General features: G+C 46.4%; 23 protein-coding genes and 1 tRNA gene. 15 read left to right on the top strand and 9 right to left on the bottom strand.

Features of this window, described 5'->3' with window-relative positions; all coding sequences use genetic code 11:
- Positions 1 to 3 precede the first annotated feature (3 nt).
- From ispG to B5D50_RS03255, 3 genes are all read left to right on the top strand, one after another.
- On the top strand, positions 4 to 1,236 hold the full coding sequence (gene ispG / locus B5D50_RS03265; protein WP_078921265.1) for a flavodoxin-dependent (E)-4-hydroxy-3-methylbut-2-enyl-diphosphate synthase: 1,233 nt from the start codon (positions 4 to 6) through the stop codon (positions 1,234 to 1,236).
- Positions 1,237 to 1,330: 94 nt separating this feature from the next.
- Positions 1,331 to 1,406 (top strand) — tRNA-Phe (locus tag B5D50_RS03260).
- Positions 1,407 to 1,841: 435 nt separating this feature from the next.
- Positions 1,842 to 4,109 carry an arginine/lysine/ornithine decarboxylase gene (locus tag B5D50_RS03255; RefSeq protein WP_078921135.1) on the top strand — a complete coding sequence of 756 codons (2,268 nt, stop codon included), beginning with the start codon at positions 1,842 to 1,844 and terminating at the stop codon, positions 4,107 to 4,109.
- 80 nt (positions 4,110 to 4,189) lie between these two features.
- On the opposite strand, the gene B5D50_RS03250 is transcribed toward B5D50_RS03255, so the two are convergent.
- The 8 genes from B5D50_RS03250 to B5D50_RS03215 form a co-directional block, all read right to left on the bottom strand.
- On the bottom strand, positions 4,190 to 4,759 hold the full coding sequence (locus tag B5D50_RS03250) for a phosphoribosyltransferase (protein ID WP_234975785.1): 570 nt from the start codon (positions 4,757 to 4,759) through the stop codon (positions 4,190 to 4,192).
- 35 nt (positions 4,760 to 4,794) lie between these two features.
- Positions 4,795 to 6,195, bottom strand: coding sequence for an 8-oxoguanine deaminase (locus B5D50_RS03245; protein WP_078921134.1), 1,401 nt, complete (start codon positions 6,193 to 6,195; stop codon positions 4,795 to 4,797).
- A 119-nt stretch (positions 6,196 to 6,314) separates the two neighbouring features.
- Complete coding sequence (locus B5D50_RS03240) at positions 6,315 to 6,923, bottom strand: CDP-alcohol phosphatidyltransferase family protein (protein WP_078921133.1); 609 nt, start codon at positions 6,921 to 6,923, stop codon at positions 6,315 to 6,317.
- Positions 6,924 to 6,933: 10 nt separating this feature from the next.
- A complete protein-coding gene (locus tag B5D50_RS03235) occupies positions 6,934 to 7,554 on the bottom strand; it encodes an ATP-binding cassette domain-containing protein (RefSeq protein ID WP_078921132.1) in 621 nt (206 codons plus the stop codon).
- Positions 7,554 to 9,200: an ABC transporter permease gene (locus tag B5D50_RS03230; protein ID WP_078921131.1), complete on the bottom strand. Its 1,647-nt coding sequence runs from the start codon at positions 9,198 to 9,200 to the stop codon at positions 7,554 to 7,556. Before B5D50_RS03230 ends, B5D50_RS03235 begins: the two co-directional genes overlap by 1 nt.
- Before the next feature lie 7 nt (positions 9,201 to 9,207).
- Positions 9,208 to 10,407 (bottom strand): ABC transporter substrate-binding protein, encoded by a 1,200-nt coding sequence (locus tag B5D50_RS03225; protein WP_078921130.1) that lies wholly within the window; start codon positions 10,405 to 10,407, stop codon positions 9,208 to 9,210.
- Positions 10,408 to 12,588, bottom strand: a complete 2,181-nt coding sequence (locus B5D50_RS03220) for an FAD-dependent oxidoreductase (RefSeq protein ID WP_078921129.1) — start codon at positions 12,586 to 12,588, stop codon at positions 10,408 to 10,410.
- A complete protein-coding gene (locus B5D50_RS03215; RefSeq protein WP_078921128.1) occupies positions 12,585 to 13,715 on the bottom strand; it encodes an FAD-dependent oxidoreductase in 1,131 nt (376 codons plus the stop codon). Before B5D50_RS03215 ends, B5D50_RS03220 begins: the two co-directional genes overlap by 4 nt.
- A gap of 111 nt (positions 13,716 to 13,826) precedes the next feature.
- Here B5D50_RS03215 and B5D50_RS03210 point away from each other — a divergent pair, with 111 nt between their 5' ends.
- The 4 genes from B5D50_RS03210 to B5D50_RS03195 all read left to right on the top strand — a co-directional run bounded on the left by B5D50_RS03210 (position 13,827) and on the right by B5D50_RS03195 (position 18,086).
- Complete coding sequence (locus B5D50_RS03210; RefSeq protein ID WP_078921127.1) at positions 13,827 to 14,474, top strand: DUF3047 domain-containing protein; 648 nt, start codon at positions 13,827 to 13,829, stop codon at positions 14,472 to 14,474.
- A gap of 76 nt (positions 14,475 to 14,550) precedes the next feature.
- Positions 14,551 to 15,834: a glutamate-1-semialdehyde 2,1-aminomutase gene (hemL, locus tag B5D50_RS03205; protein ID WP_078921126.1), complete on the top strand. Its 1,284-nt coding sequence runs from the start codon at positions 14,551 to 14,553 to the stop codon at positions 15,832 to 15,834.
- A gap of 93 nt (positions 15,835 to 15,927) precedes the next feature.
- Positions 15,928 to 17,163, top strand: coding sequence for a S1 family peptidase (locus B5D50_RS03200; RefSeq protein WP_078921125.1), 1,236 nt, complete (start codon positions 15,928 to 15,930; stop codon positions 17,161 to 17,163).
- Positions 17,151 to 18,086, top strand: a complete 936-nt coding sequence (locus B5D50_RS03195) for an FHA domain-containing protein (RefSeq protein ID WP_078921124.1) — start codon at positions 17,151 to 17,153, stop codon at positions 18,084 to 18,086. Before B5D50_RS03200 ends, B5D50_RS03195 begins: the two co-directional genes overlap by 13 nt.
- A 15-nt stretch (positions 18,087 to 18,101) precedes the next feature.
- Here B5D50_RS03195 and B5D50_RS03190 read toward each other — a convergent pair whose 3' ends face one another.
- Positions 18,102 to 18,836, bottom strand: coding sequence for a 16S rRNA (uracil(1498)-N(3))-methyltransferase (locus tag B5D50_RS03190; protein WP_078921123.1), 735 nt, complete (start codon positions 18,834 to 18,836; stop codon positions 18,102 to 18,104).
- 134 nt (positions 18,837 to 18,970) lie between these two features.
- Between B5D50_RS03190 and B5D50_RS03185 the strand changes: the two genes are divergently transcribed.
- From B5D50_RS03185 to B5D50_RS03145, 8 genes are all read left to right on the top strand, one after another.
- Positions 18,971 to 19,354, top strand: coding sequence for a DUF6394 family protein (locus B5D50_RS03185; RefSeq protein WP_078921122.1), 384 nt, complete (start codon positions 18,971 to 18,973; stop codon positions 19,352 to 19,354).
- Positions 19,354 to 21,054: a potassium channel family protein gene (locus tag B5D50_RS03180; protein ID WP_078921121.1), complete on the top strand. Its 1,701-nt coding sequence runs from the start codon at positions 19,354 to 19,356 to the stop codon at positions 21,052 to 21,054. The genes B5D50_RS03185 and B5D50_RS03180 overlap by 1 nt, the downstream gene beginning before the upstream one ends.
- A gap of 90 nt (positions 21,055 to 21,144) precedes the next feature.
- Positions 21,145 to 22,461 (top strand): peptide antibiotic transporter SbmA, encoded by a 1,317-nt coding sequence (gene sbmA / locus B5D50_RS03175; RefSeq protein ID WP_078921120.1) that lies wholly within the window; start codon positions 21,145 to 21,147, stop codon positions 22,459 to 22,461.
- Between the two features lie 336 nt (positions 22,462 to 22,797).
- Positions 22,798 to 23,154 (top strand): NADH-quinone oxidoreductase subunit A, encoded by a 357-nt coding sequence (locus B5D50_RS03165; protein ID WP_078921118.1) that lies wholly within the window; start codon positions 22,798 to 22,800, stop codon positions 23,152 to 23,154.
- Entirely contained in the window at positions 23,145 to 23,630 is a 486-nt protein-coding gene (locus B5D50_RS03160; protein WP_078921117.1) for a NuoB/complex I 20 kDa subunit family protein, read from the top strand. The genes B5D50_RS03165 and B5D50_RS03160 overlap by 10 nt, the downstream gene beginning before the upstream one ends.
- Complete coding sequence (locus B5D50_RS03155) at positions 23,627 to 24,349, top strand: NADH-quinone oxidoreductase subunit C (protein ID WP_078921116.1); 723 nt, start codon at positions 23,627 to 23,629, stop codon at positions 24,347 to 24,349. Before B5D50_RS03160 ends, B5D50_RS03155 begins: the two co-directional genes overlap by 4 nt.
- Complete coding sequence (locus B5D50_RS03150) at positions 24,349 to 25,602, top strand: NADH-quinone oxidoreductase subunit D (RefSeq protein WP_078921115.1); 1,254 nt, start codon at positions 24,349 to 24,351, stop codon at positions 25,600 to 25,602. Before B5D50_RS03155 ends, B5D50_RS03150 begins: the two co-directional genes overlap by 1 nt.
- Complete coding sequence (locus tag B5D50_RS03145; RefSeq protein WP_078921114.1) at positions 25,602 to 26,114, top strand: NADH-quinone oxidoreductase subunit NuoE family protein; 513 nt, start codon at positions 25,602 to 25,604, stop codon at positions 26,112 to 26,114. Before B5D50_RS03150 ends, B5D50_RS03145 begins: the two co-directional genes overlap by 1 nt.

The following is a 26,114-nucleotide window of genomic DNA, read 5'->3' as shown; positions in this document are numbered from 1 at the left end:
TTCATGTCCCAGCCTTCTTTGCTTGTACGTCATCTTACTGTCCCTGTCAGAATCGGGCAGGTCGTTGTCGGTGGCCATGCTCCTATCGTGGTGCAATCTATGACCAATACCGATACAGCTGATCCTATTCGTACTGCGATTCAATGTGCTGAATTAGCCCAAGCAGGCTCTGAGCTAGTACGGATTACTGTCAATAGTTTAGAGGCAGCGCAGGCCGTGCCAGAAATTCGGGAGCGCTTAGATAAACTCGGCTGTCAAGTGCCTTTGATTGGCGACTTTCATTTTAATGGGCATAAGTTATTAAGTGCTGTGCCGGAATGTGCTGCTGCTTTAGCGAAGTACCGTATTAATCCGGGTAATGTGGGTCGTGGTAAAAAGCGTGATGAGCAATTTGCGCAAATGATCGAATTTGCTTGTCGCTATGATAAGCCTGTCCGCATTGGTGTGAACTGGGGTTCGCTAGATCAAGAGTTATTAGCTCGTAAGCTGGATGTTAATTCTCAACTGGCTCAGCCGCTAGCGCTGTATGAGGTGATGCATGAGGCTTTGATCGAGTCAGCATTAACCAGTGCCGCCAAAGCCGAAGAATACGGCTTGCCCCATAATTACATTATTTTGTCTTGCAAGCTTAGCGAAGTACAGGGCTTGATTCGTGCCTATCGGGACCTGGCGAGTCGTTGTGATTATCCGCTGCATTTGGGTTTGACAGAGGCGGGTATGGGGAGCAAAGGGATTGTTTATTCTACAGCGGCTTTATCCGTGCTTTTGCAAGAAGGTATTGGTGACACGATTCGTATTTCTCTTACCCCAGAGCCACACGCTAAGCGGGAAAAAGAAGTGATCGTTGGGCAGGAGATTCTGCAAGCCTTAGGTTTGCGGTCGTTTACGCCTCAAGTGATTGCTTGCCCCGGTTGCGGGCGGACTTCAAGCGATTATTTCCAACGCTTAGCCGAGCAAATTCAAACTTGGTTACGTGCACAAATGCCCGTCTGGCGGACTCAATATGCAGGGGTCGAAACCATGTCGGTGGCAGTGATGGGTTGTGTAGTGAATGGTCCTGGTGAAAGTAAGCATGCAAATATTGGGATTAGCTTACCGGGGAGTGGAGAAGTTCCGGTTGCGCCTGTGTATGAAGATGGCGAGAAAACCGTAACGCTAAAAGGCGATAAGATTGCAGCTGAATTCCAAACTTTAGTTGAGGCTTATGTACAGCGTACTTATCGCCCAGCGGCTTGACGCTGGTTTAGATGAGTTTGTGCTGAATTTTAGAAAAACTTAAGATCATTTCTTGACAAAAAATGCCTAAAAAGCTTTAATAGCGACCTCTTGAGGCCGGGTAGCTCAGTCGGTAGAGCAGCGGATTGAAAATCCGCGTGTCGGCAGTTCGATTCTGCCCCCGGCCACCAAGATTCAAATTTTTCGTTTCATTGCATTTCCTTTTAGTTTTATCTCCTTTTCTTGATTTTTCATTGTCGAACTTACGATTGCGAAATAAGCGACAATCAAACTAGTTCGTAACCGAGCTAAAACTAGTTAGCTCGGTTCTTCTTAGTAAAGCCTCCTCAGTTTGAATTAGTTTTTTAATCAAATTAGTCAATCAAGTTTATTCCGTTAAATCTATGCAGTTAACTTTGGTTAGTTTTGTTTAAATGGATTAAATTTTTAGTCCAAGCGTGCCTTGCGAAGGTTGATTGGCTAGAGTCGATTCAAGAATCTGTTACACTAAGCGCGCTTGAGTGCTGTACCAAGACAGCACACTATCCAAGCTGGCTTTTAACAAGGCAAAGCCAGTCGGTTTGCCTAAAAAATTACCCATACTAACTGAGAGGGCCATTCAAGCTATGCGATTTCGTTTTCCTGTTGTCATTATTGACGAAGATTTCCGTTCCGAAAATACCTCAGGTTTAGGTATTCGCGCTTTAGCCAAAGCGATCGAGGAAACCGGCATGGAAGTGTTGGGTGTGACGAGTTATGGTGATTTATCGACTTTTGCTCAGCAGCAAAGCCGGGCTTCTGCATTTATTCTTGCGATTGATGATGAAGAGTTTGCCGCCGCCGCCGAAACAGATGAAAACGGCAATAGAGAGCCTTATGCTTTAAGAGCTTTACGGGGTTTCGTTGAAGAGATTCGTTGGCGCAATGCAGAAATTCCGATTTTCTTACACGGTGAGACTCGGACTGCACGGCATATTCCGAATGATATTTTGCGTGAGTTAAATGGCTTCATTCATATGTTTGAAGATACGCCAGAATTTGTCGCCCGTTATATCATTCGTGAAGCTAAGGCGTATTTGGATAGTTTAGCGCCGCCTTTCTTCCGTGCACTCACGCATTATGCAGCCGATGGTTCCTATTCTTGGCATTGCCCGGGGCATTCCGGTGGAGTCGCTTTTTTAAAATCCCCAGTGGGGCAAATGTTCCACCAATTCTTTGGTGAGAATATGTTGCGTGCGGATGTATGTAATTCGGTCGATGAATTAGGCCAATTGCTGGATCATACCGGCCCTGTAGCCGCTTCTGAGCGGAATGCAGCGCGTATTTTCAATGTTGACCATTTATTCTTTGTGACGAATGGCACTTCGACTTCGAATAAAATGGTTTGGCATTCCTGTGTGGCAGATAATGATATTGTAGTGGTGGATCGGAACTGCCATAAGTCGATCCTGCATGCGATTACCATGACCGGGGCGATTCCGGTATTCTTAACTCCGACCCGCAATCATTTTGGGATTATCGGTCCGATTCCGCACAAGTCGTTTGATCGTGATGCGATTGAAGCAAAAATTGCCGCACACCCTTTAGCCAGTCAATTAGGGACGAATCCACGCATTCTTACCATCACTCAAAGTACTTATGATGGAGTGCTCTATAACACTGGCATGATTAAAGAGCGCTTGGACGGTTGGATTGATAATTTGCTGTTTGATGAAGCATGGTTGCCTCATGCTGCTTTCCATGATTTCTATAAAGGCATGCATGCAATGTCACGCAATGGCGAGCGTACCCAAAAGTCGATGGTATTTGCGACCCAATCTACCCATAAACTGCTAGCAGGCTTATCGCAAGCATCCCAAATTCTGGTGCAAGATGCGAAAGAAACTAAGCTGGATCAGTATATCTTTAATGAAGCCTATTTAATGCACAGCTCCACTAGTCCGCAATACGCGATTATTGCTAGCTGTGATGTCGCAGCTGCCATGATGGAGGCTCCTGGTGGTACCGCCTTAGTTGAGGAGTCAATTTCTGAATCCTTAAATTTCCGGCGTGCCATGCAGAAAGTTGATAAGGAATATGGAGCGTCTTGGTGGTTCCAAATTTGGGGGCCAGATATTGTTGATGAAGAGGGCATTGGTGATCGTGATACTTGGGTGTTAAAAGCGAATGACCGTTGGCATGGTTTTGGGAATCTCGCTGATAATTTCAATATGCTCGACCCCATCAAAGCCACGATTATCACTCCCGGTTTAGATGTCGATGGTGCTTTCAGTGATGAGATTGGGATTCCTGCGGCGATTGTCACCAAATACCTTGCAGAGCATGGGGTTATCGTTGAAAAGTGTGGTCTCTATAGCTTCTTTATTATGTTCACCATCGGTATTACCAAAGGCCGTTGGAATACTTTATTGACAGCTTTACAACAATTTAAAGATGATTTTGATAAAAACCAACCGTTATGGCGAGTCTTGCCAGAGTTTATTGTTCGCCATCCGCGTTATGAAAAAATTGGTTTGCGTGATCTGTGTTTGCAAATTCATGCGTTCTATGCGGAGTACGATGTTGCCCGCTTGACCACTGAAATGTATCTGTCGGATATGGAGCCGGCGCTGAAACCTTCTGACGCCTTCGCCATGATGACGCATCGCAAGATTGATCGTGTTCCGGTAGATCAATTAGAAGGGCGGATCACGGCCAGCTTAGTGACCCCTTATCCACCGGGTATTCCTTTATTGATTCCGGGTGAGCGTTTCAATAAAACTATTGTGGATTATTTAAAATTCACCCGAGTTTTTAATGAAAAATTCCCCGGCTTTGAAGCAGATGTACATGGTTTGACCGTGGACACAGTGGAAGGCGTGAAGCAGTATTATGTGGATTGTGTCAGGCAATAAACTGAATAGGCCAAAATAAACTGAAATACAGCGGCTAGTCTCGAGCGATTAGCCGCTTCTCGTCACTGGTACTTGCCAAATTAAAGATGCTTTTCTAGCCAGTCGTTCACCCACGGCTTATGTTCACGAATTTCATCCTTGCTTAAGCCTTTGAGTTCGTGTGGAAACACCAGCCATTCATCAGTTTCGTGAATAAAATAATCAGGCCGTAAATTGGTTTTATTCTTATTTGGTTTGAAATAAGGGGTGGCAATACGAATATCATGTGGTGTATTTAAGCGTGCTTCAGAGCGAATTTTATCTAAGGCAGCTTTAATGCTATTACCAGAATCAAAAACATCATCGACGATTAATAAGGAATCAGGCGCATTGATATGTTTAATTAAATACTCTAAGCCATGCACTCTCACTTCATGGGCAGTTTGATTTAAACCAGTATAATAAGAAGTGCGAATAGCAATATGATCGGTGGAGACACCAAAGTATTCAAATAGCTCCTGAACGACAATGCCTACTGGGGTGCCACCGCGCCAGATAGCGACAATAAAATCAGGCCGGAAGCCGCTATCATAGATTTTTTCCGCTAATTGAATGGAGCTATCCATTAAGTCTTGTGGAGTTAAAAAGACTTTAGTGATGGGTGCAGACACGAGATGATCCTTTTGCTAAGCGCCTGAAATTGGAGTCAGGACGTTAGCATCATTTTTGAGATTTCTCTATGCCGTTGTAAAGGTTTTGTCATATCCAAACTTAAAAGTTGCCCACGCTCTACCACAATTCGCCCGTGGATGATGGATAAATCAACTCTAAAAGAGTGACAGAAGACCGCTGCTGCGACAGGATCATGGCCTGCTCCTGCATAGTTTAAGCGATTTAAGTCAATCGCGATCAGATCTGCACTTTTCCCGACTTCAATTGAGCCAATTTCATGACGACCTAAGGTGGCTGCTCCACCTCGAGTGGCTAAGCGCAAGGCTTCACGCGCAGACATCGCAGCGGGATCGCCTGCAAATCCTCCTCGGCCGCCTAAGGGCATACTGCTTGAGTATTGATGCGGAGCGATACGTTGAATCAACATAGCCTGACGCGCTTCAGCCAGCAGATGACTGCTATCATTTGAGGCTGAACCATCCACACCTAAGCCTACTTTAACCCCTGCTCGGGTCATCTGCGGAATGGGCGCAATACCGCTAGCTAAACGCATATTGCTGGTCGGGCAATGCGCAACACCAGTACCGGTCTGTGCGAATTTTTGAATCTCAGCTGCATTGAGATGTACACAATGCGCATGCCAGCAATCACAGCCTGTCCAACCCAAGGATTCCACATAATCGACCGGGCGCAGACCAAACTTAGCTAAGCAGAACTGCTCTTCATCTAAAGTTTCCGCTAGATGGGTATGTAAGCGTACCTGCGAATACTGCCGAGCTAAATGAGCAGTTTCGCGCATTAAATCGGCTGTGACCGAGAAGGGCGAACAAGGTGCGAGCACCATCCGCAACAGGCTATGTTCACTCGGATCATGATAGGTTTCAATGAGGCGCTGGGAGTCTTGCAAAATAGCCGCTTCATTTTCAGTCACTCGATCCGGTGGGAGGCCACCTTGACTTTCCCCTAAAGACATCGACCCCCGAGCTGCATGAAAACGGATACCAAGGTCTTGGGCCGCACGAATCTGGCTATCGAGCGTACAATCATTGGGATAAATGTATAAATGATCACTACTTGTCGTACAGCCGGATAGCATTAATTCGGCTAAGCCAGTTAAGGTACTGATATACACCGCTTCATCCGTGAGTTTGGCCCAGATGGGGTAAAGGGTTTTGAGCCAAGTAAATAAATCGGCATCTTGAGCGACCACGCGGGTGAGGGTTTGATACAAATGATGATGTGTATTGACTAAGCCCGGCAGGATGAGATGATCGCGTAAATCAAGCACTTGATCAGCATGAGTCGGTAAGTCCTTGCTAGCCCCGACCTGTTTAATCAGATGATCTTCAATATAAACGCCAGCATCCGCTAGCTCTGTCCCAGCATCATCGAAAGTAGCTAGCAGGGTGGCATTTTTTAAGAGAATAGAAGGCAAGGGTTTTACTCGGTTTAGTTAGCTCTATGACTTGCAACTTGTGCTAGCCACCATATAAGTCAGTACTAGAGTACTCTATTTTTATTCCTTATTCAGTTCAGTGGCCGCCAGCGCTTGTTTTAATCAACAAAGTTTTTCCACGCGGTATAAATTCTTAAAACAGTGCTGAGTAAACATAAACTAGCAAAGCCATAAGCAAACACACTAAACCAAGTGGGGAATAAGCACATCAGCACAAAGACTAGAATAGTTTCAGTCGCTTCGGTTAAGCCACCTAAATAGTAGAAGCTTTTATGAGGATAGACTGGACTACTCAGTTGGCGTTTTGCCGCAAAAATCGCAAAGGCTAAAAAGCTGCTGCCCGTACCCACAAAACTATAAATGAGCACGGCTGCCGCCAAGGCATTTTCGCTTGGATTAGCCAGAGCAAAACCTAAAGGAATCGTAGAATAGAATAAAAAATCCAGCACAATATCCAAAAAGCCGCCGCGATCCGAGATTCGGGTTAAGCGAGCGATCGTACCATCTAAGCCATCCAATAAACGATTCAGTAAAATCACACCAAGGGCGAAATAATACTGTTCAAAGGCCAGTAAAGGTAAGGCTGTTAGGCCGATCAAAAAGCCGAGGAGAGTAACTTGATTCGCAGTCCAACCCCAGATAATTAATTGTTTTGCAAGGCGAAGTTGAGGTTGTTGGGTGGTGGTGAGTAGGATGCGATCTAACATGCAGCACCTCCTATAGGCGTAGCAATCGGCCTTGAGCAGGTCGATCAGCCAGATCATGGGTCACTAAAAGCGCTGGGATGTTAAGCTTGGTAATTTCCTCAAAAACAAAGCTACGAAATTGTTGGCGTAATTCGGCATCTAAACGCGCAAACGGTTCGTCTAGCAATAAAGCACGGGGTTGTGCGAGTAAAGCTCGTAGGACACTCACCCGAGCGCGTTGGCCGCCGGATAGTGTACTGGGGTCACGCGGATAAAAGCCGCTTAAGCCAGCCTGCTCTAAAACGGCCTCCAGCTTCTGTTTGCGAGCTTTACCTTTGACATGAGCAGGCAGAGCAAAGGCTAAATTGCCACCCACACTCAGATGTGGAAACAGTAAATCGTCTTGAAATAAAATCCCGATTTGACGTTGCTCAGTAGGCAAGTGATCAATCTGCTTTTGGTTTAAATAGCATTGCCCGCTGGCGGTGAAGGCGGGTGATAAAGCCCCAATCAGCCAATTCAGTAAAGTGGATTTACCAACACCGGAAGCCCCCATAAGCGTGACAATTTCACCCGCAGCAACCTGCAAGCTTAAGTTTTCAATCAGCAGGCGTTGTTGCTGCTGAATCCTGAGTTGTTGAATACTAAGCATTAGTTTAATCCCGGATGTCGTCGCCCATACCATTGGCTCAAGCTCAGGCTTAAGGCAAAACCTAACAGAGGCAACAGTGCTTGGAGCAGCGCCTGCACGGCTAAACTCGGCCGATGGCCGCCTGCGCTTAAACTCACTGCCTCGGTCGTTACGGTTGCAATTCGCCCGCCACCCACAAAAACTGTGGGCAAGTATTGCGCCACACTCACAGCAAAACCCACTGCACAGGCGGCAAGGATGGGGCGCAATAATAAGCGCCATTTAATAGACCAACAGCTCTGCCAGTGGCTATAACCCAAGGTTTTAGCGGTGAGCATAAAGCGCTCATCTAAATTTCGATAAGCACCTGTGAGCATTAGCAACATATAAGGCAGTACCCACGCCAAATGACTCCAAATCACCGCCAGCAAACTGCCATCAAGCTTGAGTGTTAAGGCCACTTGATATTGAGCGGCCGTGAAAGGTAGAGCTGGAATAATCAGGGGTAAATACAACCAAGCGGGTTGCCGACTACCCCATTCTAACCAAATCAAGCTCAAGGGTAGGGCGAGGCCAACACTGCCAACCCCAATCAATAAGCTCTGGTATAAAGGCTCAAACCTTGCTTGTTGCCAAGCTTGCAGGCTTAACTCAGCTGGCAACCTGTGCGGAAAGAACCAAGTCTCTGCCAGTGACCATAGCAGAATGAGCATGAGCACTAACCAAAAAGGTAGGGTGAGTGTATAACGCAGCACGAACTTTAAAAAACCGAAACGGCGTATGCCTTGGCGTTTACCCTGTGGATGAGCCAAGCTAAAGTGCAACAACTGATACAGAGCATAGGCTAGGATGGCACCTAAGACTAATAAGAGCATTAAGAGCAAAGCCAAGCTATGGGCTTTTAACTGTTGGTTCGGATCAGGGTCAGCGAACCATTGCCAAGCCAGTACTGCTAATGTCGGTGGCGTAGACGGGCCTAAAATCAAAGCCATATCAACGACTGATAAGCCATAAGCAAAGACGGCTAATAAAGGCCAAGCCAAGCGGCTTAATAATTGTGGAAATAAAATTTGCCAACCCGTTTGCCAAAGTCCATAGCCCAAACTTTGTGCAACCCAAGTTTGTTTCAGTAGCCATTGCTGATTTAATAAGCCTGTTAATACCCAAAAAAGAAACCAAGTCTCTTTTAAGCTTAACGCCAGACTCAAGCTGAGCGCATAAGGGTCTTGGGTCGTCGTCCAAAGCGGTGGCTCAGTCCAAGCCGCTAAGGGTGCGATTAAACGGACTAGCCAGCCTGAGGGGGCGAGGAGAAAAACTAAGCCAATGGCGAAGGCCGCATGCGGCAGGGCTAAAAAAATCGGGAGTTGTTGCTGTAAGCGCTGCCAAACCTTTGAGGGGTAGAATAAAAATACCAAGGAGCAAGCCAGTACTAGGGCTAAGCTGGTGGAGCTAAGCGCTGAAAATAAACTCAGTTTGAGTGCTGGCAAGGTTTGAGGATCAGACCAAAGCATTTGCCAGCCAATGGGATTTAAGCCGATGCTCACTACGGGTAGCAAGCCTAGCAAGGGCAAGCCCAAGACGAGGCCTAGCCCTAGCCATGCCACCGCTGATAACAGCCAAGTTATCGGTGGATGGGGGTTAAGCCGTGTCAGTTGAGTCAAGCGCATGTGCGGCTTAACTACCGTAGCGCTTTAACCATTCTTTTTCTAAAGCTTCCACCCAACTTGCATGCGGTTCAGCTAGGGTCGGAATATCACTCGGTAATACACTGGCTTCAGTTTGTGTTGCCGGTAATTTATCCGCAGCTAAGACACTCGGATCACCCCAGACTTTAATCTCTGCTTTGCGAGCTTGAGCTTCAGGTGATAATAAAAAATTAGCAAACACTTGGGCGCCCTGTTTGGCTGGAGCATTAAATGGAATCGCGACAAAATGCACATTACCAATCGTGCCTTTTTTGAAACCAAAGCTATAAGCACTCGTGGGGAGTTGCCCTGCTTGAATCAGGCTGGCAGCTTCATTGGGATTAAAGCTTAACGAAATGAGTAGCTCACCATCCGCGAGTTTTTGGTGCATTTCAGTGTTACTCGCGGGGAAACTTTTGCCTTGCTGCCAAGTCACCGGATGCAATTGATCTAAATACGCCCATAACGGCTGGGTGAGGCTAGCCAACTGAGTCGGGTCAACGGGTTTATTCAGTGCACTGCGATCTGTGCTTAAATCAAGGAGTAATTGCTTGAGGAAAGTGGTACCGTGAAAATTAGGTGGTTTGGGATAAGTCACGCGCCCAGGGTGTTGTTGGGCAAAGGCTAAGAGTGCGGCGGCTGAATCAGGTGGGCTAGACACCTTGCTGCGATCCGTAATGAAGGTGAGTTGTGCAGTCCCCCACGGTGCTTCTAAGCCATCGGTGCTTTCTGAAAAGTCTTGACGAACAGGTTTGTTGGTATCGACTTGACTCCAGTTAGGTAGCTGCTCTGCCCACGGTCCATAGAGTAAATTAGCCCGTTTTAAAGCACTGAAGTTTTCGCCATTCACCCAAATTAAGTCCACTGAGCCATCCTCAGTTCGGCCTGCTTGCTGCTCGGTTTGAATGCGTTTGACCACTTCAGCAGCATCCGTAATTTTTACATGCTTAACCGTCAATTCATAGCGTTGCTTGGCTTGCTCGGCGGCCCATTCAATATAACGATTAATGGTTTCACCACCGCCCCAAGCATTGAAATAAACAGTTTGGCCTTTAGCGGCTTGTTCGATTTGCGCCCAATCGGTATCAGCTGCAGAGGCTTGCAGGCAAGCAGTGCTTAGCAGGCTGAGGGCGCTTAGTTTGAAAATCTTGAGTGTGAGATTCTTAGATTTGAGGTCATTTAATTGCATTTATCGTTTTCCTTTGTCTAAATTCTGTGTTGAGCCAAGTCGCCAACGGTGATAGCGTGCGAGCCAATTCAGTAAGCGCTCTGGGCTATGCTGGCGCTTCCAGTGACCTGCGACATATTTATTCGCCTCAGCCAAAGTAGGGTAGCTATGAATCGTGCCAAGAATTTTGTTTAAACCTAAGCCATGCTTCATCGCCAGCACATATTCGGCTAAGAGTTCACCCGCTTGAGCACCCACAATGGTTACCCCTAAAATCTTATCTTTGCCCGGTACGGTCAGTACTTGAATAAAACCTGTTTTCGTCCCTTCTGTGATCGCTCGATCTAATTCAGCGAATTCAAAGCGGCTGAGTTCATAAGCGATCTGTTGAGCCTGAGCTTCCTGCTCAGTCATACCGACACTGGCTATTTCTGGGTCGACAAAAGTAACCCGTGGAATCACTCGATAATCGACTTTAAAGCGCTTAAACTGACCGAATAAAGCATTCACACTGGCATACCAAGCCTGATGTGCTGCGACATGAGTGAATTGATACGGCCCTGCTAAATCACCAGCGGCATAAATATTTGGGAACACAGTTTCTAAATAGTCATTAGTTAGTACGGTACGCTCAGTCGGAATCCCTAACTCCTCTAAGCCATAACCCGTTAAGCGTGCTTTACGCCCCAAGGCGAGAATGACTTGATCATAAGGAATCGCGAGTGTTTGCTCTGGAGTTTGCACAAGCACCGTTTTGCTGGTTGGAGTTTGCTCAAAGCCGAGGACTTGATGAGCGGTCAGAAGCTGGATGCCGTCTGCTTGTAAAGCTTGAGCCGCAAGTTCGGCTACAGCGCGATCTTCACGGGCTAAAATCTGCTCGGCTTTTTCAATAATCGTGACACTTGAACCTAAGCGTGCAAAAGCTTGAGCCAGCTCACAACCTATCGGCCCTGCGCCTAGGATCACCAACTGTTTTGGAACTTGTTCTAGGCTTGCAAACCGTTCCCAAAGAGTATCGCTGGTCACATAGCCTGAGTTTTCAATCCCCGGAAGTGCAGGGATATTGGCGTGTGCACCGGTCGCAAGAATAATGCTCCGTGCAGTCAGGTGTTGACTAGAACCATCAGATAACTTGATTTCGACGCGCCAAGGATCAAGGAGCTTGGCATAACCTTGCAGAACCTCAACACCTAGCTGCATATAGCGTTCGACACTATCATGCGGTTCGACTTCAGCAATCACCTGCTGAACTCGCTGCATTACCTGTTGGAATTGAATCTGGACTTGAGTGTTGGCTAGGCCATAGTGTTCAGCTTGTTGGATTTGCTGAGCGAGTTTAGCGGTTTTCAGCAGAGTTTTACTGGGGACACAGCCATAATTTAAACAATCACCGCCCATTTTATGGGCTTCAATCAAAGTGACTTTAGCTTTGACCGCCGCTGCAATATAGGCGGAGACTAAGCCAGCCGCACCTGCTCCAATCACAATTAAGTTCCGGTCAAATTGCTGCGGGCGCTGAAAGCCTGCATAGACTCGTTGGCGTTGAATCAAGCCTAAAATACTTTTGGCGAACCACGGAAACAGGCCTAAGACACTGAAAGAAAGGATGAGGCCGGGAGAGAGTATATCGCTGAGGCTGTTGATCTGTGCCAGCTGCGTGCCTGCATTCACATACACGATAGTACCAGCCAACATGCCTAGTTGGCTGACCCAATAGAAAGTACGGGTAGGCAGCTGAGTCAAACCCATCAAGAGATTAATGATAAAAAATGGAAACAAGGGTACTAAGCGCAAAGTGAATAGATAAAACGCGCCTTCTTTACCGATCCCTTGATTGATTGCCGTTAATTGTTGGCTAAAGTGTTGCTCAATACTGCTACGGAATAAATAGCGTGAAGCGAGAAAAGCTAAAGTCGCACCGAGGCTAGAGGCAAAAGACACTAACAATAAGCCTTGCCATAAACCAAATAGGGCACCACCCGCTAAAGTCAAAATAGCCGCCCCGGGTAAAGACAAGGCTGTAATGAGCACATAGCTTAAGAAATAACTGATGGCGAATAACCAAGGATGTGCCGCTTGCCAAGTTGCGAATTGAGCTTGGCTAGTTTTGAGCTGCTCCAAGGTGAAGTAGCGATCTAAATCAACAGCAAAGAACAAAACAACTAATAACCCCAAACCTGCGAATAGCATGAGTTTTTTCATGAGAGCTGCTCGGAAGTGTTTAGGGTTGGGGCGGTTAGGCGATACTGCCGCATAAATTTTTGATCAATATGGTTTTTCCAACGCCAAACCCAAGCTCCTTCGGCACTCCAAGCACCCCATGAAGCAATCGCTTGTTTGGGGCCAGTGGCTAATAGATACAAAGAGCGCTGCTTGGGTTGATACTGCTTTAGGGGTTGATGCTTGCTAAACGCGGGTAGGTTCTCAGCAAGTAATTTACCTGCATAAACAGCATGTACACCTGAACGTCCAAATTGTGGTTCTATGCGGGAACAAATATCACCCGCTGCAAAAATATTTGGATGAGAGCAGCTTTGATGATAAGCATTTACGGCAATATAGCCCTGCTGATCAAGGCTTAGCCCGGAGCTAGCGAGCCAGTCGGCTGCTTTTGCACCGGTTGCGGCAATGAGATGGTCAACCTCTAGCGGCTCATCATCAGCTAATATCAGTTGCTCGCCTTGTAACTTGGCTCGACTGAGATGTAGGTTAACACCCGCTTGGAGGAGGCGATCTCGTACCCGCTGTTGCACACCGCGTGCGTGGTCAGCTAATAAACTAGAGGCCAGTAGATGGACAGTGGCTTGTGGCGCTTGTTGCTGAAAAGCGTATTGAATCGCCAGTGCTAGCTCCACCCCCGCAGCACCCCCACCAAGAACCGCCAGTCGATAAGGTGGCTGCTGTGCCGCTTTTAAAATACTTGGCCAACTATTGATGAAGCCGTCCAAAGGGCGAATCGGTGTGATCGGTATTGCAGCTGTCGCTTGATTAGACATGAGTGCAGTTTCGCTGCCAATATTAATCGAAAGCAAGTCGTAATGAATATTGCGACCTGTCGCCGTCGTTAGGATTTGTTGCGTCGCATCTAAGTGTGTGACTTGATCCAGTAGCAATTGACCTTGGGCGGCAGTTAGCAACGGCGGTAAGTTAATTTGGCATTCGTCCAAACGATAATGGCCTGCCAACCAACCGGGGAGCATCCCTGAATAGGTTTGCTGGATCTGTGGGGTGATCAGGGTCAGATGCAATGGAGTCGTTTGCTGCTTAGCCAAGGCACTCAGAACAGCAAGATGCGCATGGCCACCACCGATTAATACTAGATGTTTCATATTTTATGATCGAATGCTCGTAGAGGTTCTTGCATCTATACGTGCACAACTAACGTATTAGATGCATGAGTATCTCTTAATGGTTGTCTATTTGTGAGTAAGTTAAGCATCATGGTTAAAATTTGGAGTGTACTGAGTGCTTGTTTATTAAGCACTAATTTATTGGCAGCAGAAGCCAATCCGCTGATCGGTGAGTTCTCAGCCCGGCAACTAGCCGCTTGGGATAGTAAATCATTTAAAGGGGTTACTCAGTATCAATTAGTTCAAGACGGTCAGCGCTGGGTTTTGAGTGCTAAGAGTCAAGCGGCGGCTTCCGGTTTAACCCGCAAAATTAAAGTCGATTTAACGCAGACACCCTTTTTGAATTGGTCATGGCGGGTTGATCAGCCACTGCCAGCCTTAAATGAGCAAACCAAAGCAGGGGATGATTATGCAGCACGGCTTTATGTGATTGTTGATGGAGGCTTATTGGTTTGGAATTCCAAAGCAGTTAATTATGTCTGGTCCGGGAGTTCAGCCCGTGGAGCGACTTGGGGAAATGCTTATTTACCTAAGAATGCGCAAATGTTGGCGGTACGAGGGAAGCAGGATAAAACTGGGGTTTGGATCACTGAAAAGCGGAATGTGCGGGCTGATTTCCAAAAGCTCTATGGGGTCGATATTCAAACAATTGATGGGGTTGCTCTCATGACCGATAGTGATAATAGCAAGAGTGAAGCCGCTGCCAAATACGGCGATATTTTCTTCTCTGCACGCTAAGGTTGGACAGGATCAGGCGATTAATTCACAATGCGGGGGCTTTTTCTATTCCCCTATCTGCCTAAGAGGTCGCATCATGAGTCAATCTGAAGCCTTATTCCAACAAGCCCAAAAAACTATTCCGGGTGGAGTTAATTCGCCCGTGCGCGCCTTTCGTGGAGTCGGGGGGACGCCGCGCTTTATTGCCCGCGCTGAGGGGGCTTATTTGTTTGATGTAGATGGGCAACGCTATATTGATTATATCGGCTCATGGGGGCCGATGATTGCAGGCCATGCACATCCCGAAGTGGTGGAAGCAGTCCGTGAGGCAGCTTTATTAGGTTTAAGCTATGGTGCTCCTACAGCCCAAGAAGTGCAGATGGCAGAAACTATCAATGACATCATGCCTTCAATGGAAATGCTGCGCATGGTCAGCTCCGGTACCGAAGCCACCATGTCGGCGATTCGCTTAGCGCGAGGTTTCACTGGACGCAATGTAATTGTGAAGTTTGAAGGTGGCTATCATGGGCATGGCGATTCACTCTTAGTGAAGGCGGGTTCGGGTTTATTGACATTTGGTCAGCCTAGTTCTCCGGGTGTCCCTGCGGAGCTTGCACAATATACTTTAACGCTTAACTTTAATGATAGTGCACAAGTACGCGAGGTATTTGCTGCACGTGGTTATGAAATTGCCTGCATTATTGTTGAGCCAGTGTGTGGCAATATGAATTGTATTCCACCCGTGCCGGGTTTTTTAGCGAGCTTGCGCGAAGTTTGTGATGAATACGGTGCGGTTCTGATTTTTGACGAAGTAATGACTGGCTTTAGAGTAGCACGGGGCGGAGCACAAGCCTTGTATGGGATTAAGCCGGATCTAACGACTTTAGGTAAAATCATTGGTGGTGGCATGCCGGTAGGCGCTTTTGGTGGACGCCGCGAGATTATGTCGAAGCTTTCACCTTTAGGCGCGGTCTATCAAGCGGGTACTTTATCCGGTAACCCGATTGCAATGGCTGCGGGTTTAAAAATGATGGAAATTATTAGTCGTGAAGGTTTTTATCCACGACTGAATGCAAACACAACTAAGCTAGTACAAGGTATCCAAGCAGCTGCGGATGAGGCGAGGCTTCCATTTACCACTACACAGGTGGGTGGCATGTTTGGTTTATTTTTTACGACTGAACCCCAAGTCAGTAGTTATCAACAAGCAACGGCTTGTGATATTCCGACGTTTAATCGCTTCTTTCATGGTCTGTTAGAGCGAGGCGTTTATTTAGCACCTTCTGCATTTGAGGCGGGCTTTATGTCCACCGCGCATTCAGAAGAGGACATTAATACAACCATTGCTGCCGCTCGTGAGGTATTCGCGCTACTCAGATAAAGCGCTCGCGCTCGGCGTCGATTTGAGGTTTTTGTGATTGGTATAGGCAATTATTATTATAGTCAGCTGCCAAGATTTTGCTGTTTACTTCTAATGCTGCTGTTGTTTGGGCAGTCTGCCGTTGTGCAGGCTGTCGATCGTTCATCGAGCTTATATGCTGAAGTGCAACAGTCGATTTATCAGGTGAGAATCATCAATCGCAAGACAGGCCATAAGCGCACGATTGGTTCTGGGTTTGTGATTGAGCGCTCTAATCTCCTTGCCACTAATTATCATGTGGTGAGTGCTTACACCAATGACCCGACAACTTATTCGATTGAATATTTAGCCACGAATGGTTCAGTCGGTACGCTAGAATTATTAGATGTCGATGTCTTGCATGATCTTGCGGTGCTAGTGGCGGATAAGGAGTTAGGTCGGCCTTTGCAAACGGCGGAGCTGCCTGCTAAAGGTGCAACCTTGTATGCATTTGGTAATCCACTAGGCTTAGGTTTTTCAGTGGTCACAGGGACTAATAATGGCTTATTAACGGAGAGCGAAGATAAAAATATTCTTTTCTCTGGAAATTTGAATTCAGGTATGAGTGGTGGCCCTGCCTTAAATGAAGCAGGGGCGGTTGTCGGGGTTAATGTGGCCACTGCGGGTAATGCGGTGAGCTTTTTGGTGGCTGTTGAGTATTTGCAGCGCTTGCTCGAAAAAATTAGGACCCAGCAGTTTCAACCCGCAAGCAATCTACACGAGTCGATCGTCGCGCAATTAAAGGTAAACAGTAGTGAGATGTTAAATCGCTTGCAGACCAATCCTTGGATGTTGGAGTCAGTCGGTAGTTTTCAAGTGCCTAGTCGCATCGACACCTCTATTAACTGTTGGGATGGGAGCGAAACCGATGAGGAACGGGGCTTAGTCACGGTGATTTCGGTCAATTGCTCCAATGAGCGCGAAATTTATTTAGATGAAAAGCTCAGTGTAGGCAATATGCAATATCAATACACTTGGTATGCCGGTGAAAAAATGATTGCACCGCGCTTTTATCGGATGTATGAATTGCAAAATAGTGATGATACCAGCAGTAATGCCACTAAAGAAAATGTCACTGATTTTAAATGCGAGACTAATTTTGTACAAATCGCCAAGCAAAATTTCAAAATGAGTGTTTGTCGGCGCGATTATTTACGTTATAAGGGTTTAAGTGATGTATTAGTCACTGGTGCGATGGTGAGTCAGAAGCAACAAGGCTTTTTGTTTGAGTTGTTTTTAACGGGTGTTGATTTTAAAGAATCCATGCGATTAGTTAAGCAGTTATTCGAGAATTTTCAATGGAAAAATTAGATGCATGCTTGCTGGAAATTCAATTGCGGCCACTCAATCAGTATTATCATTTAACACAATTTCCTGTGAGAATTGGACGTGCTTTAGATAATGATATTATTTTATCAGATCCGAGTATTTCGGCTTATCATTTAGAAATAGATAAAACTGAGCAAGGCTTGGTGTTTCGTAATTTATCCAAAGAAAATGGTACGCGCTTAAATGGTAAGGCTTTGCAAGTTGCTAGTTTGGAGCTTAAGCAGCCGATTAGTTTAAAATTAGGTAATCGGCGTACCCGTCTGTTGGCAACGAGTATGCAAGTTGCTCAAGCCAGTGTGCACCAATGTAGAGGCTTGCTGAAGGTGTTTTGTAGGCCTTGGTATGCTTTCACTTTAGCGGTACTGACGACCTCCGTCTTCTTATATGAAGCTTATTTGCAAAGTATTTTTAACAAAGAGTTGGTGTACTATTTAAGTAGTGTGATGCCTTATCTGATGGGGATGATTGCTTTAGCTTTGCTCATTGCAGGGATGAGTCGTTTAGCGAGTCAACGCTGGGAGTTTTCTCCGGCTTTAGGTTTAGCGGCTTTCTGTATGTTGACTCCGCAATTATTAGGTGAGTTAGGTCGGGTTTTGAATTATTTTTTTACGGCTAATTGGCCTTTGAATGGTTTGTTATTACTCAGTAATTTTTTATTAATACCGCTACTGGTTTATGCTTATATTCGCCTAGTCCATCATGCGGAGCGTTGGCCTGCTGTTGGGGTAGCTTTATTGTTTAGTGCACCCTTATTAGTTTATCAAGCAATGGATTTAACGGATCAGTGGACTATTGAGCATGAGTTTACGGGGCAGGCGGATTTCAATCGCAATTTGAGTGCTTGGGATCTACGCTTAAAACCCACTTTAAGTATCGACGAGTATTTTATTGAAACTGAAAAGTAACTTGCTCATTTAGATTCAGACCCTTAAATCACCGTGTAAGAGTTGCAAAATCGCTAAAACACTGGTGCTTGCGGTTTCGGCTCTAAGAATCCGCGCTCCTAGGGTAACTCCTTGCATGCCAGCGGCTAAACAAAGCTCCAACTCTTGATCGCTAAAGCCACCTTCGGGGCCGATGAGCACGGCTAGTTTTTGGGTAGCTGCGATGGTTCTTAAATCCTGCTGACTGTCGGGGGCTAAGATCACGTAGTGGGTGGTGCTACTCAGGGTTGTTAGATAGTGGCTGAGTGTTTGCGGTGGGTGAATTTTGGGGATATGTGTACGCCCTGATTGTTCACAAGCACTCAGGGCGACTGCTTGCCAATGTTGGAGTTTTTTCTCGATTTTTTCTTGATCGGTACGTACTACACTACGATGTGTGAGCAAAGGCTGAAAATCACTGACTCCCAGTTCAACCGCTTTTTGTAAGGCAAAATCCATTTTGTCAGGTTTGAGTAAGGCTTGGACTAAGCTGAGCTCTAAGGGTGATTCGCGGCTCAGAGGTTCAAAACTGTGCAGGCGCACGCTGGCAGTTCGTTTGCCTAGCTCGATTAATTCAGCCAAATATTCGCCACCTTGCCCATTAAATAGCACAAGTGACTCGCCTAATTGTAAGCGGAGAACTTGAATTGCATGCCGAAACACCGCCTCAGGTAAGCAGAGCGTTTGGCCGAGTTGCAGTTCAAGTGGGCAATAGAAACGAGGAATACGCATAGAGTGGCTCAATCAATCTGGATTCGTGCAGATGATACTGTGCTAATGGTGTTGGCTCAAATCTTGGCTAAGCTTGTTAGCATTTGATTAGAGCTGCTATTCTCTGCACTACTGAATGAGCGATGGACGCGACCATGAATTTAGAAAAAGTCATTTTCGGTTTTTTTATCGTATTAGCCTTGACCTTGAATTTCGCCTTTTTTGTCGGCGATATGGCTAATCCTTTGTATCATAATACCTTTATTTTGTTTGCGGCTTTAATTGTCAGCCTGATTACGACGATTTTAAAGTTCGGGGATAGCTCACACATGGGGGCTATTTTCTTTGCAACTAGTTTAGTGGCTGATATTCAATTATTGGTTGCAGCCATTATTTGGGGTTGGGCAGCCCATATTAGTTTGGCAGGGGTGACTCCGGCTGCAATGGTGACGGTCGTGTCCGTGTCAGGGGGTGCGCTCTTGGCGAATATTGTGTCGGTAGTCTTACTTGTGGCTGAAACCCTTAGTATCCGTCGCTAATGTCGAAAACGAATATCTACTATGTTTTGTTAAAGCGGTTACGTGTTCCACTGATCACTTTAATCCTGATTTATGCCGTTTCTATGGTCGGCTTTGTGCTGATTCCGGGGCGGGATAATGAAGGCAATGTCTGGATGATGTCCTATTTTCATGCCTTCTATTTTGTCAGCTACATGGCCTCGACGATTGGTTTTGGTGAAATCCCGTATGCTTTTACCGATGCCCAACGCATGTGGACGACGGTCACTATTTATGCCAGTGTGATCGGTTGGCTGTATAGCATTGGCTCTTTATTGTCGGTTATCCAAGATCCTGCGATTTATCGTTTGCGCCTCGAGTCTAAGTTTCGTACCAAAATTAAATTATTACATGAGCCGTTTTATTTAGTCTGTGGCTATGGTGATACCAGCGCGAGGCTGGTACAGGCCTTAGGGCAAGAAGGCATTCGCACGGTAGTTTTGGATAAAGATGAGCATCGTATTAATGAGCTCGAGCTACGTGATCCGTTATTGGGGCGTCCGCTGGGTTTAGCTGCGGATGCTTCTAAACCTGCTATTTTAGAAGTAGCAGGGGTCTTGAATATTTATTGTAAAGGCGTGATTGCGCTCACCGATTCAGATCAGGCGAATTTACTGATTGCCCTCAGTACCGAATTGTTCAAACCCCATTTGCGCCTGATTGCGCGTGCTGAAAGCCCTGAAATTGTCAGCTCAATTAGCTCTTTTGGTGGCAATGAGGTGATTAGTCCGTTTGAACTATTTGCTGATCGCTTAGAGCTGGTTTTGACTAAGCCGAGTCATTATTTACTCAGTGAATGGCTGACTGGTATCCCCAACCAAACCTTACTTGATCCGAGCTTTCCGAAAGCAGGTGCTTGGATTTTAATTGGTTATGGTCGTTTTGGGCGGGCCGTCTATCGACGCTTACATGCGGCGGGTATCGCTGTTCAAGTGATTGATCAGCATACCGATCTTCAGGACGCACCGAGTAATAGTTTAATCGGTTATCAGGCAAATCTTGAGTCACTCCAATTAGCAGGCATTGACTCAGCGGTAGGTCTGATTGCTGCGACCAGTGATGATGCCACTAATCTTTCTATACTCATGACTGCGCGTGAGTTAAGACCCGAGTTGTTTATGGTTGCGCGGCAAAATCAACAAGATAACTCCCCAATTTTTGAGCGTGCTCATTTCCAACTGACGATGAATCGCGGCAATGTACTGGCACAAAAAGTCTTTAGCTTATTACGAACGCCCTTGACCCGCGATTTTTTACGGTTGGCTCAAGATGAAAATAAAGCTTGGGTTGATCAACTCTTGAGTCGGATCATTGGGATCACTCAGGATAAACTGCCCTATTTATGGGAAACTAAACTGACCCCACGTTATTCACCGGCTGTCTATAGCGCTTGTGCGGCTGGTCAAAGGGTACCCCTTAAGTATGTGATTGCAAACCCCTCACAGCGCCAGCAAACTTTGCCGATTATTCCGCTGTTATTAAAAAGAGTCGATACTTTGTTGTTGATGCCGGATGGGGAAACCTTGCTGCAACCCGGGGATCGTATCCTGATGTGTGCACCTCATGAAGCCTATGAGCAGATGCAGTGGGCCACCCAGAATCAAAAAGTACTGCACTATTTACTGACAGGTGAAGAGTGGGTGAGTAGTAGGCTATTACGGCGTTTGTTGTCGAGCCGCTAAGTTTACTCGCTAATTTTAAAAATTTAATAGTTCAATGGACTCGCTAAATTTCAAAGAGTCTTGCTAGGCAGTCGAGTAGGGAGCAGTTTCATGTTTAAGTCTTTTTTTCCCAGCCCCAAATTATTTTTTTGGAGCTTTGTACTGTGGTCTGTAGTTTGTGTTTTGGTGTGGTTCTTGTATGGGGAAGAGCTTGGCCAGTATTTAAGTTTTGGTGGTCTGTTTGGCTATGCGTATACGCTTGCACCCGCAGCGGTCGAGGGGTCGCAGGCAGCTCAGGCGGCTGAGCCAGCCATTAATCCGGGGGCGGATTTTTGGTTTTACCAATATATGTTTTATGGTTATGCGCTGTTTATTGGTGTGTGGATGTATCTCTCACCCCACAAATGGGCGCGCTGGTCAGTGTTGGGAACGGGGCTCATTATTTTCGTGACTTGGTTTCAAGTGCATTTGGATGTGATGATCAATGATTGGTTTGGTACTTTTTACGATTCGATTCAACAAGCTTTAGCCAAACCGAATAGTATTACTGCGGGTGATTATTATGGGCAATTACTCACCTTCGGTAAAATTGCTTTGGTGGCGGTGACGCTATCCGTATTTACCCGTTTTTTTGTCAGCCATTGGATTTTCCGTTGGCGTACCGCGATGAATGATTATTATACCAGCTTGTGGGGGCGGGTGCGGCATATTGAAGGGGCTTCCCAGCGGGTACAGGAAGATACCATGCGGTTTTCAACCATTATGGAAAGTTTGGGCGTGAGTCTCGTGGACTCAGTGATGACCTTGATTGCGTTCTTGCCGATTCTTTGGGTGTTGTCGGTGCATGTGAAAGCACTACCCGTGGTGGGTGAGGTCGCACATGCTTTAGTGTGGGTTGCGCTGATTTGGTCAGTGTTTGGCACAGGCTTATTAGCTTTAGTCGGGATTCGCTTACCGGGCTTAGAATTTAAAAATCAACGAGTGGAAGCGGCTTATCGTAAAGAGTTGGTCTATGGCGAAGATAATGCCAATCGTGCTAGCCCACCGGTGCTAAAAGATCTGTTTATGGATGTGCGTAAAAACTATTTCCGGCTCTATTTCAATTACTTATATTTTAATGTGGCACGTTATAGTTATCTACAGGTCGGCGTGCTTGTACCCTATATTGCTTTAGGCCCAACCATTATTGCCGGTGGTTTCACTTTAGGGGTGATGCAGCAAATCCTACGTGCCTTTGGACGGGTTGAAAGCTCGTTTCAGTATCTGGTGAATTCATGGACGACGATTGTCGAGCTATTGTCTATCTATAAGCGCTTAAAGGCCTTTGAATTAGCGATTGCTAATCAGCCGCTACCGAGTATCGAGCAGCCTGTGGAGACTGTCGAATCTAAGGTGATGGCTGGAAACCTGCTTGAAAAGCATGACTAAAGTCGGAGTCCTACAGATAGTAGGGGCAGTAGCTGCAAAAAAGTATCAGCTTTACAGTAGCTTGTAGCTGCTCAGCGGACTAGACTAGGTTATTTTCAGCGTTTGTGTTTGAGCGTTGGCTTTGTCATTTTCGAATACCAAAGCCAATAATTGTAAACTACCCAGTCGGATAATTTTGCTTAAAAGCCACATATATTGCTTATGGGGTAGTCTTTTGGCTTTTCCTTCTATATAGTCCTGCTGCACTACACAAAAAACAAATCTTGTCATGTACAGTTAGCTACAGTTAGCACTACTTAAAGCAGCACAAAGCTGGAAAAGTTGTTAGGAGTCAGCATGTTGCAAGCCTACTTGCCGGTATTTATTTTCCTTGCGGTTGGCATTGGCCTCGCCGTCGTTCTTTTGACCTTAGGGTTATTCGTCGGCCCGCGTCGACCCGATCCCGCTAAAGATTCCCCCTTTGAATGTGGTTTTGCCGCTTTCGAAGATGCCCGGATTCGTTTCGATATTCGTTATTATCTGGTGGCTATCTTATTTATCATTTTCGATTTGGAAATTGCCTATCTCTTCTCTTGGGCTATTGTGCTGGATAAAATAGGGATGGCTGGTTTATTAGCCATGTGCTTATTCCTAGGGATTTTAGGGATTGGTTTTGTTTACGAATGGAAAAAGGGGGCACTGGAGTGGGAATAGAAGGCGTCCTCGACAAAGGTTTTGTCACAACTACGGCCGATAAACTCATTAACTGGGCACGAACGGGTTCGATGTGGCCGGTAACTTTTGGACTTGCCTGTTGTGCTGTCGAAATGATGCATGCAGGTGGTGCACGTTATGATCTGGATCGTTTTGGGATTATCTTTCGCCCAAGCCCACGCCAATCCGATGTGATGATTGTGGCGGGAACACTCACCAATAAAATGGCGCCTGCTTTGCGTAAGGTCTACGACCAAATGGCTGAGCCGCGCTGGGTGATCTCCATGGGATCTTGCGCGAATGGTGGGGGTTATTATCATGACTCTTATGCAGTAATGCGCGGTTGTGATCGGGTGGTGCCGGTTGATATTTATGTACCCGGTTGCCCACCGACGGCAGAGGCTTTGCTCTATGGAATTTTACAGCTACAGAGTAAAATTCGTCGTACTAGCACCATTGCACGGCAATTATCATGAGTTCAAAACTAGAAGAGTTACAGGCTTATTTAAATAGCCACTTAGAGGGTAAGTTCACCTCTAGCGTCTTAGCTTGGGGTGAGCTGAGTTTAGAGATTCCTGTACGTAGCTGGTTAGATGTCTGTAATTTTTTGCGCCACGATGAGCAAACTCAGTTTGAACAGTTATCTGATCTTTGTGGTGTAGATTATTCGACGTATGGTCAAGCTGAATGGGATACCCAAGCTAGCTCCACTGGCTTTAGTCGTGCAGTACCCGCGCAAGCCCCCGATCTGTTTGATTTTGATCAGGTTAAAGCTCAGGCAACCGCCTCTGAAACCGCCACTACTAAGCGTTTTGCTGTGGTGATCCACCTCTTATCGCTTAAGCATAATAGACGGATTCGGTTACGTACTTTCTGTGAGGATCATACTTATCCGGTCGTACCGTCTATTGTGCGTATTTGGAGTTCAGCGAATTGGTATGAGCGTGAAGCCTTTGATTTAGTCGGTATTATGTTTAATTACCACCCTGATTTGCGCCGAATTCTGACCGATTATGGCTTTATCGGTCATCCATTGCGGAAGGATTTCCCTTTGGCTGGGCAAGTGGAGATGCGTTATGACCCTTTGCAACGGCGGGTGATTTATGAGCCGGTCTCCATCGTGACTCAGCCGAGTGTACCACGGGTCATTCGTCAGGATCAGCCATCTATTGCTTCGCAGGAGTCGAGTCGCTAATGCCAGAAATTCGTAACTTTACACTGAACTTTGGTCCAGCTCATCCTGCTGCGCATGGTGTATTGCGGTTGGTATTAGAGATGGACGGCGAAATGATTGTGCGTGCCGATCCGCATATTGGCTTATTGCATCGTGGCACTGAAAAGCTGGTAGAGAGTAAACCCTATAATCAAAGTATTGGTTATATGGATCGTTTAGACTATGTGTCGATGATGTGCAATGAGCATAGCTATGTACTAGCGATTGAAAAGCTTCTCGGGATTGACGTCCCCATTCGCGCCCAGTATATCCGCGTGATGTTCGATGAAATTACCCGGATTCTCAATCATTTGCTGTGGATCGCAGGTCATGGCCTCGATGTGGGCGCGATGACTATGTTTCTTTATGCTTTCCGTGAGCGTGAAGATTTGATGGATGCTTATGAGGCAGTCTCTGGTGCACGGCTGCATGCGACGTATTATCGCCCTGGTGGGGTAAACCGTGATCTCCCGGCGAGTATGCCGCAATATGTAAAAACTAAATGGCGTGATGACAGTGAAGTGAAACGCCAAAATGCGAATCGCCAAGGTTCGCTACTCGATTTTCTAGAAGATTTCACCGAGCGTTTCCCAAGTAAAGTCGATGAGTATGAAACCCTGCTGACGGATAATCGGATTTGGAAGCAGCGTTTGGTGGATATAGGGATTGTGTCCCCAGAGCGGGCTTTACAAATGGGTTTTACCGGACCGATGCTGCGTGGCTCGGGTGTTGAATGGGATTTGCGCAAGAAGCAGCCTTACGAAGTGTATTCACAACTGGATTTTGATATTCCGGTGGGTACTAATGGGGATTGTTATGATCGTTATTTAGTGCGCATGGCCGAGCTGCGTCAATCGAATCGGCTGATCAAGCAGTGTATTGATTGGTTGCGGCATCACCCAGGTCCAGTCCGTTCAGATAATCATAAAGTCACCCCACCGAAACGTGCTGAAATGAAGCATGACATGGAAGCTTTGATTCATCATTTTAAATTGATGACAGAGGGCTATTGTTTGCCCGTGGGCGAGGCTTATGCTGCGATTGAGCATCCTAAAGGTGAGTTTGCTTGTTATTTAATTTCAGATGGGGCGAATAAGCCGTATCGCTTAAAAATTCGAGCCCCCGGTTTTGCGCATTTATCCGGGATGAATGAAATGGCGTGTGGACATATGTTGTCGGATGTGGTGGCGATTATTGGTTCTCAAGATATCGTCTTTGGGGAGGTAGACCGTTAATGACGGCTGCAGATACTTTAGATAAAACAGTCGTTTTATCGGCTCATGAGCGTGCTGAAATTGATGGCTGGTTAGCACGTTATCCAGCGGATCAGCGCCAGTCTGCATTATTGGGTGCTTTGCGCGCAGTCATGCATGCTGATCACTATTTATCCGTGCCAAAAATGGATGCGGTCGCTGCGTATTTAGGTTTACCCGCCATTGCAGTGTATGAAGTGGCTAGCTTTTATTCGATGTATGAAACCAATGAAGCAGCGGCGGCACGTCATAGTATTTCGGTGTGCACCAATATTTCCTGCATGCTCAATGGAGCGGACGAGATTCTGGCGCATATCGAGAATAAGCTAGGGGTGAGTTTGGGTGAGTCAACCCCTGATCGAAAGTTTTATCTCAAGCGTGAAGAAGAATGTTTAGCTGCTTGTTGTGGCGCACCGATGATGCAAGTTAACCACGTTTATTACACGGAGCTAACCCCTGAAAAAGTGGATAGCATCCTTGACGGATTGGAGTAA

It is taken from the genome of Thiothrix eikelboomii, from assembly GCF_900167255.1.
Taxonomy (GTDB): domain Bacteria; phylum Pseudomonadota; class Gammaproteobacteria; order Thiotrichales; family Thiotrichaceae; genus Thiolinea; species Thiolinea eikelboomii.
This window is presented reverse-complemented; position numbering and strand designations above follow the sequence as displayed.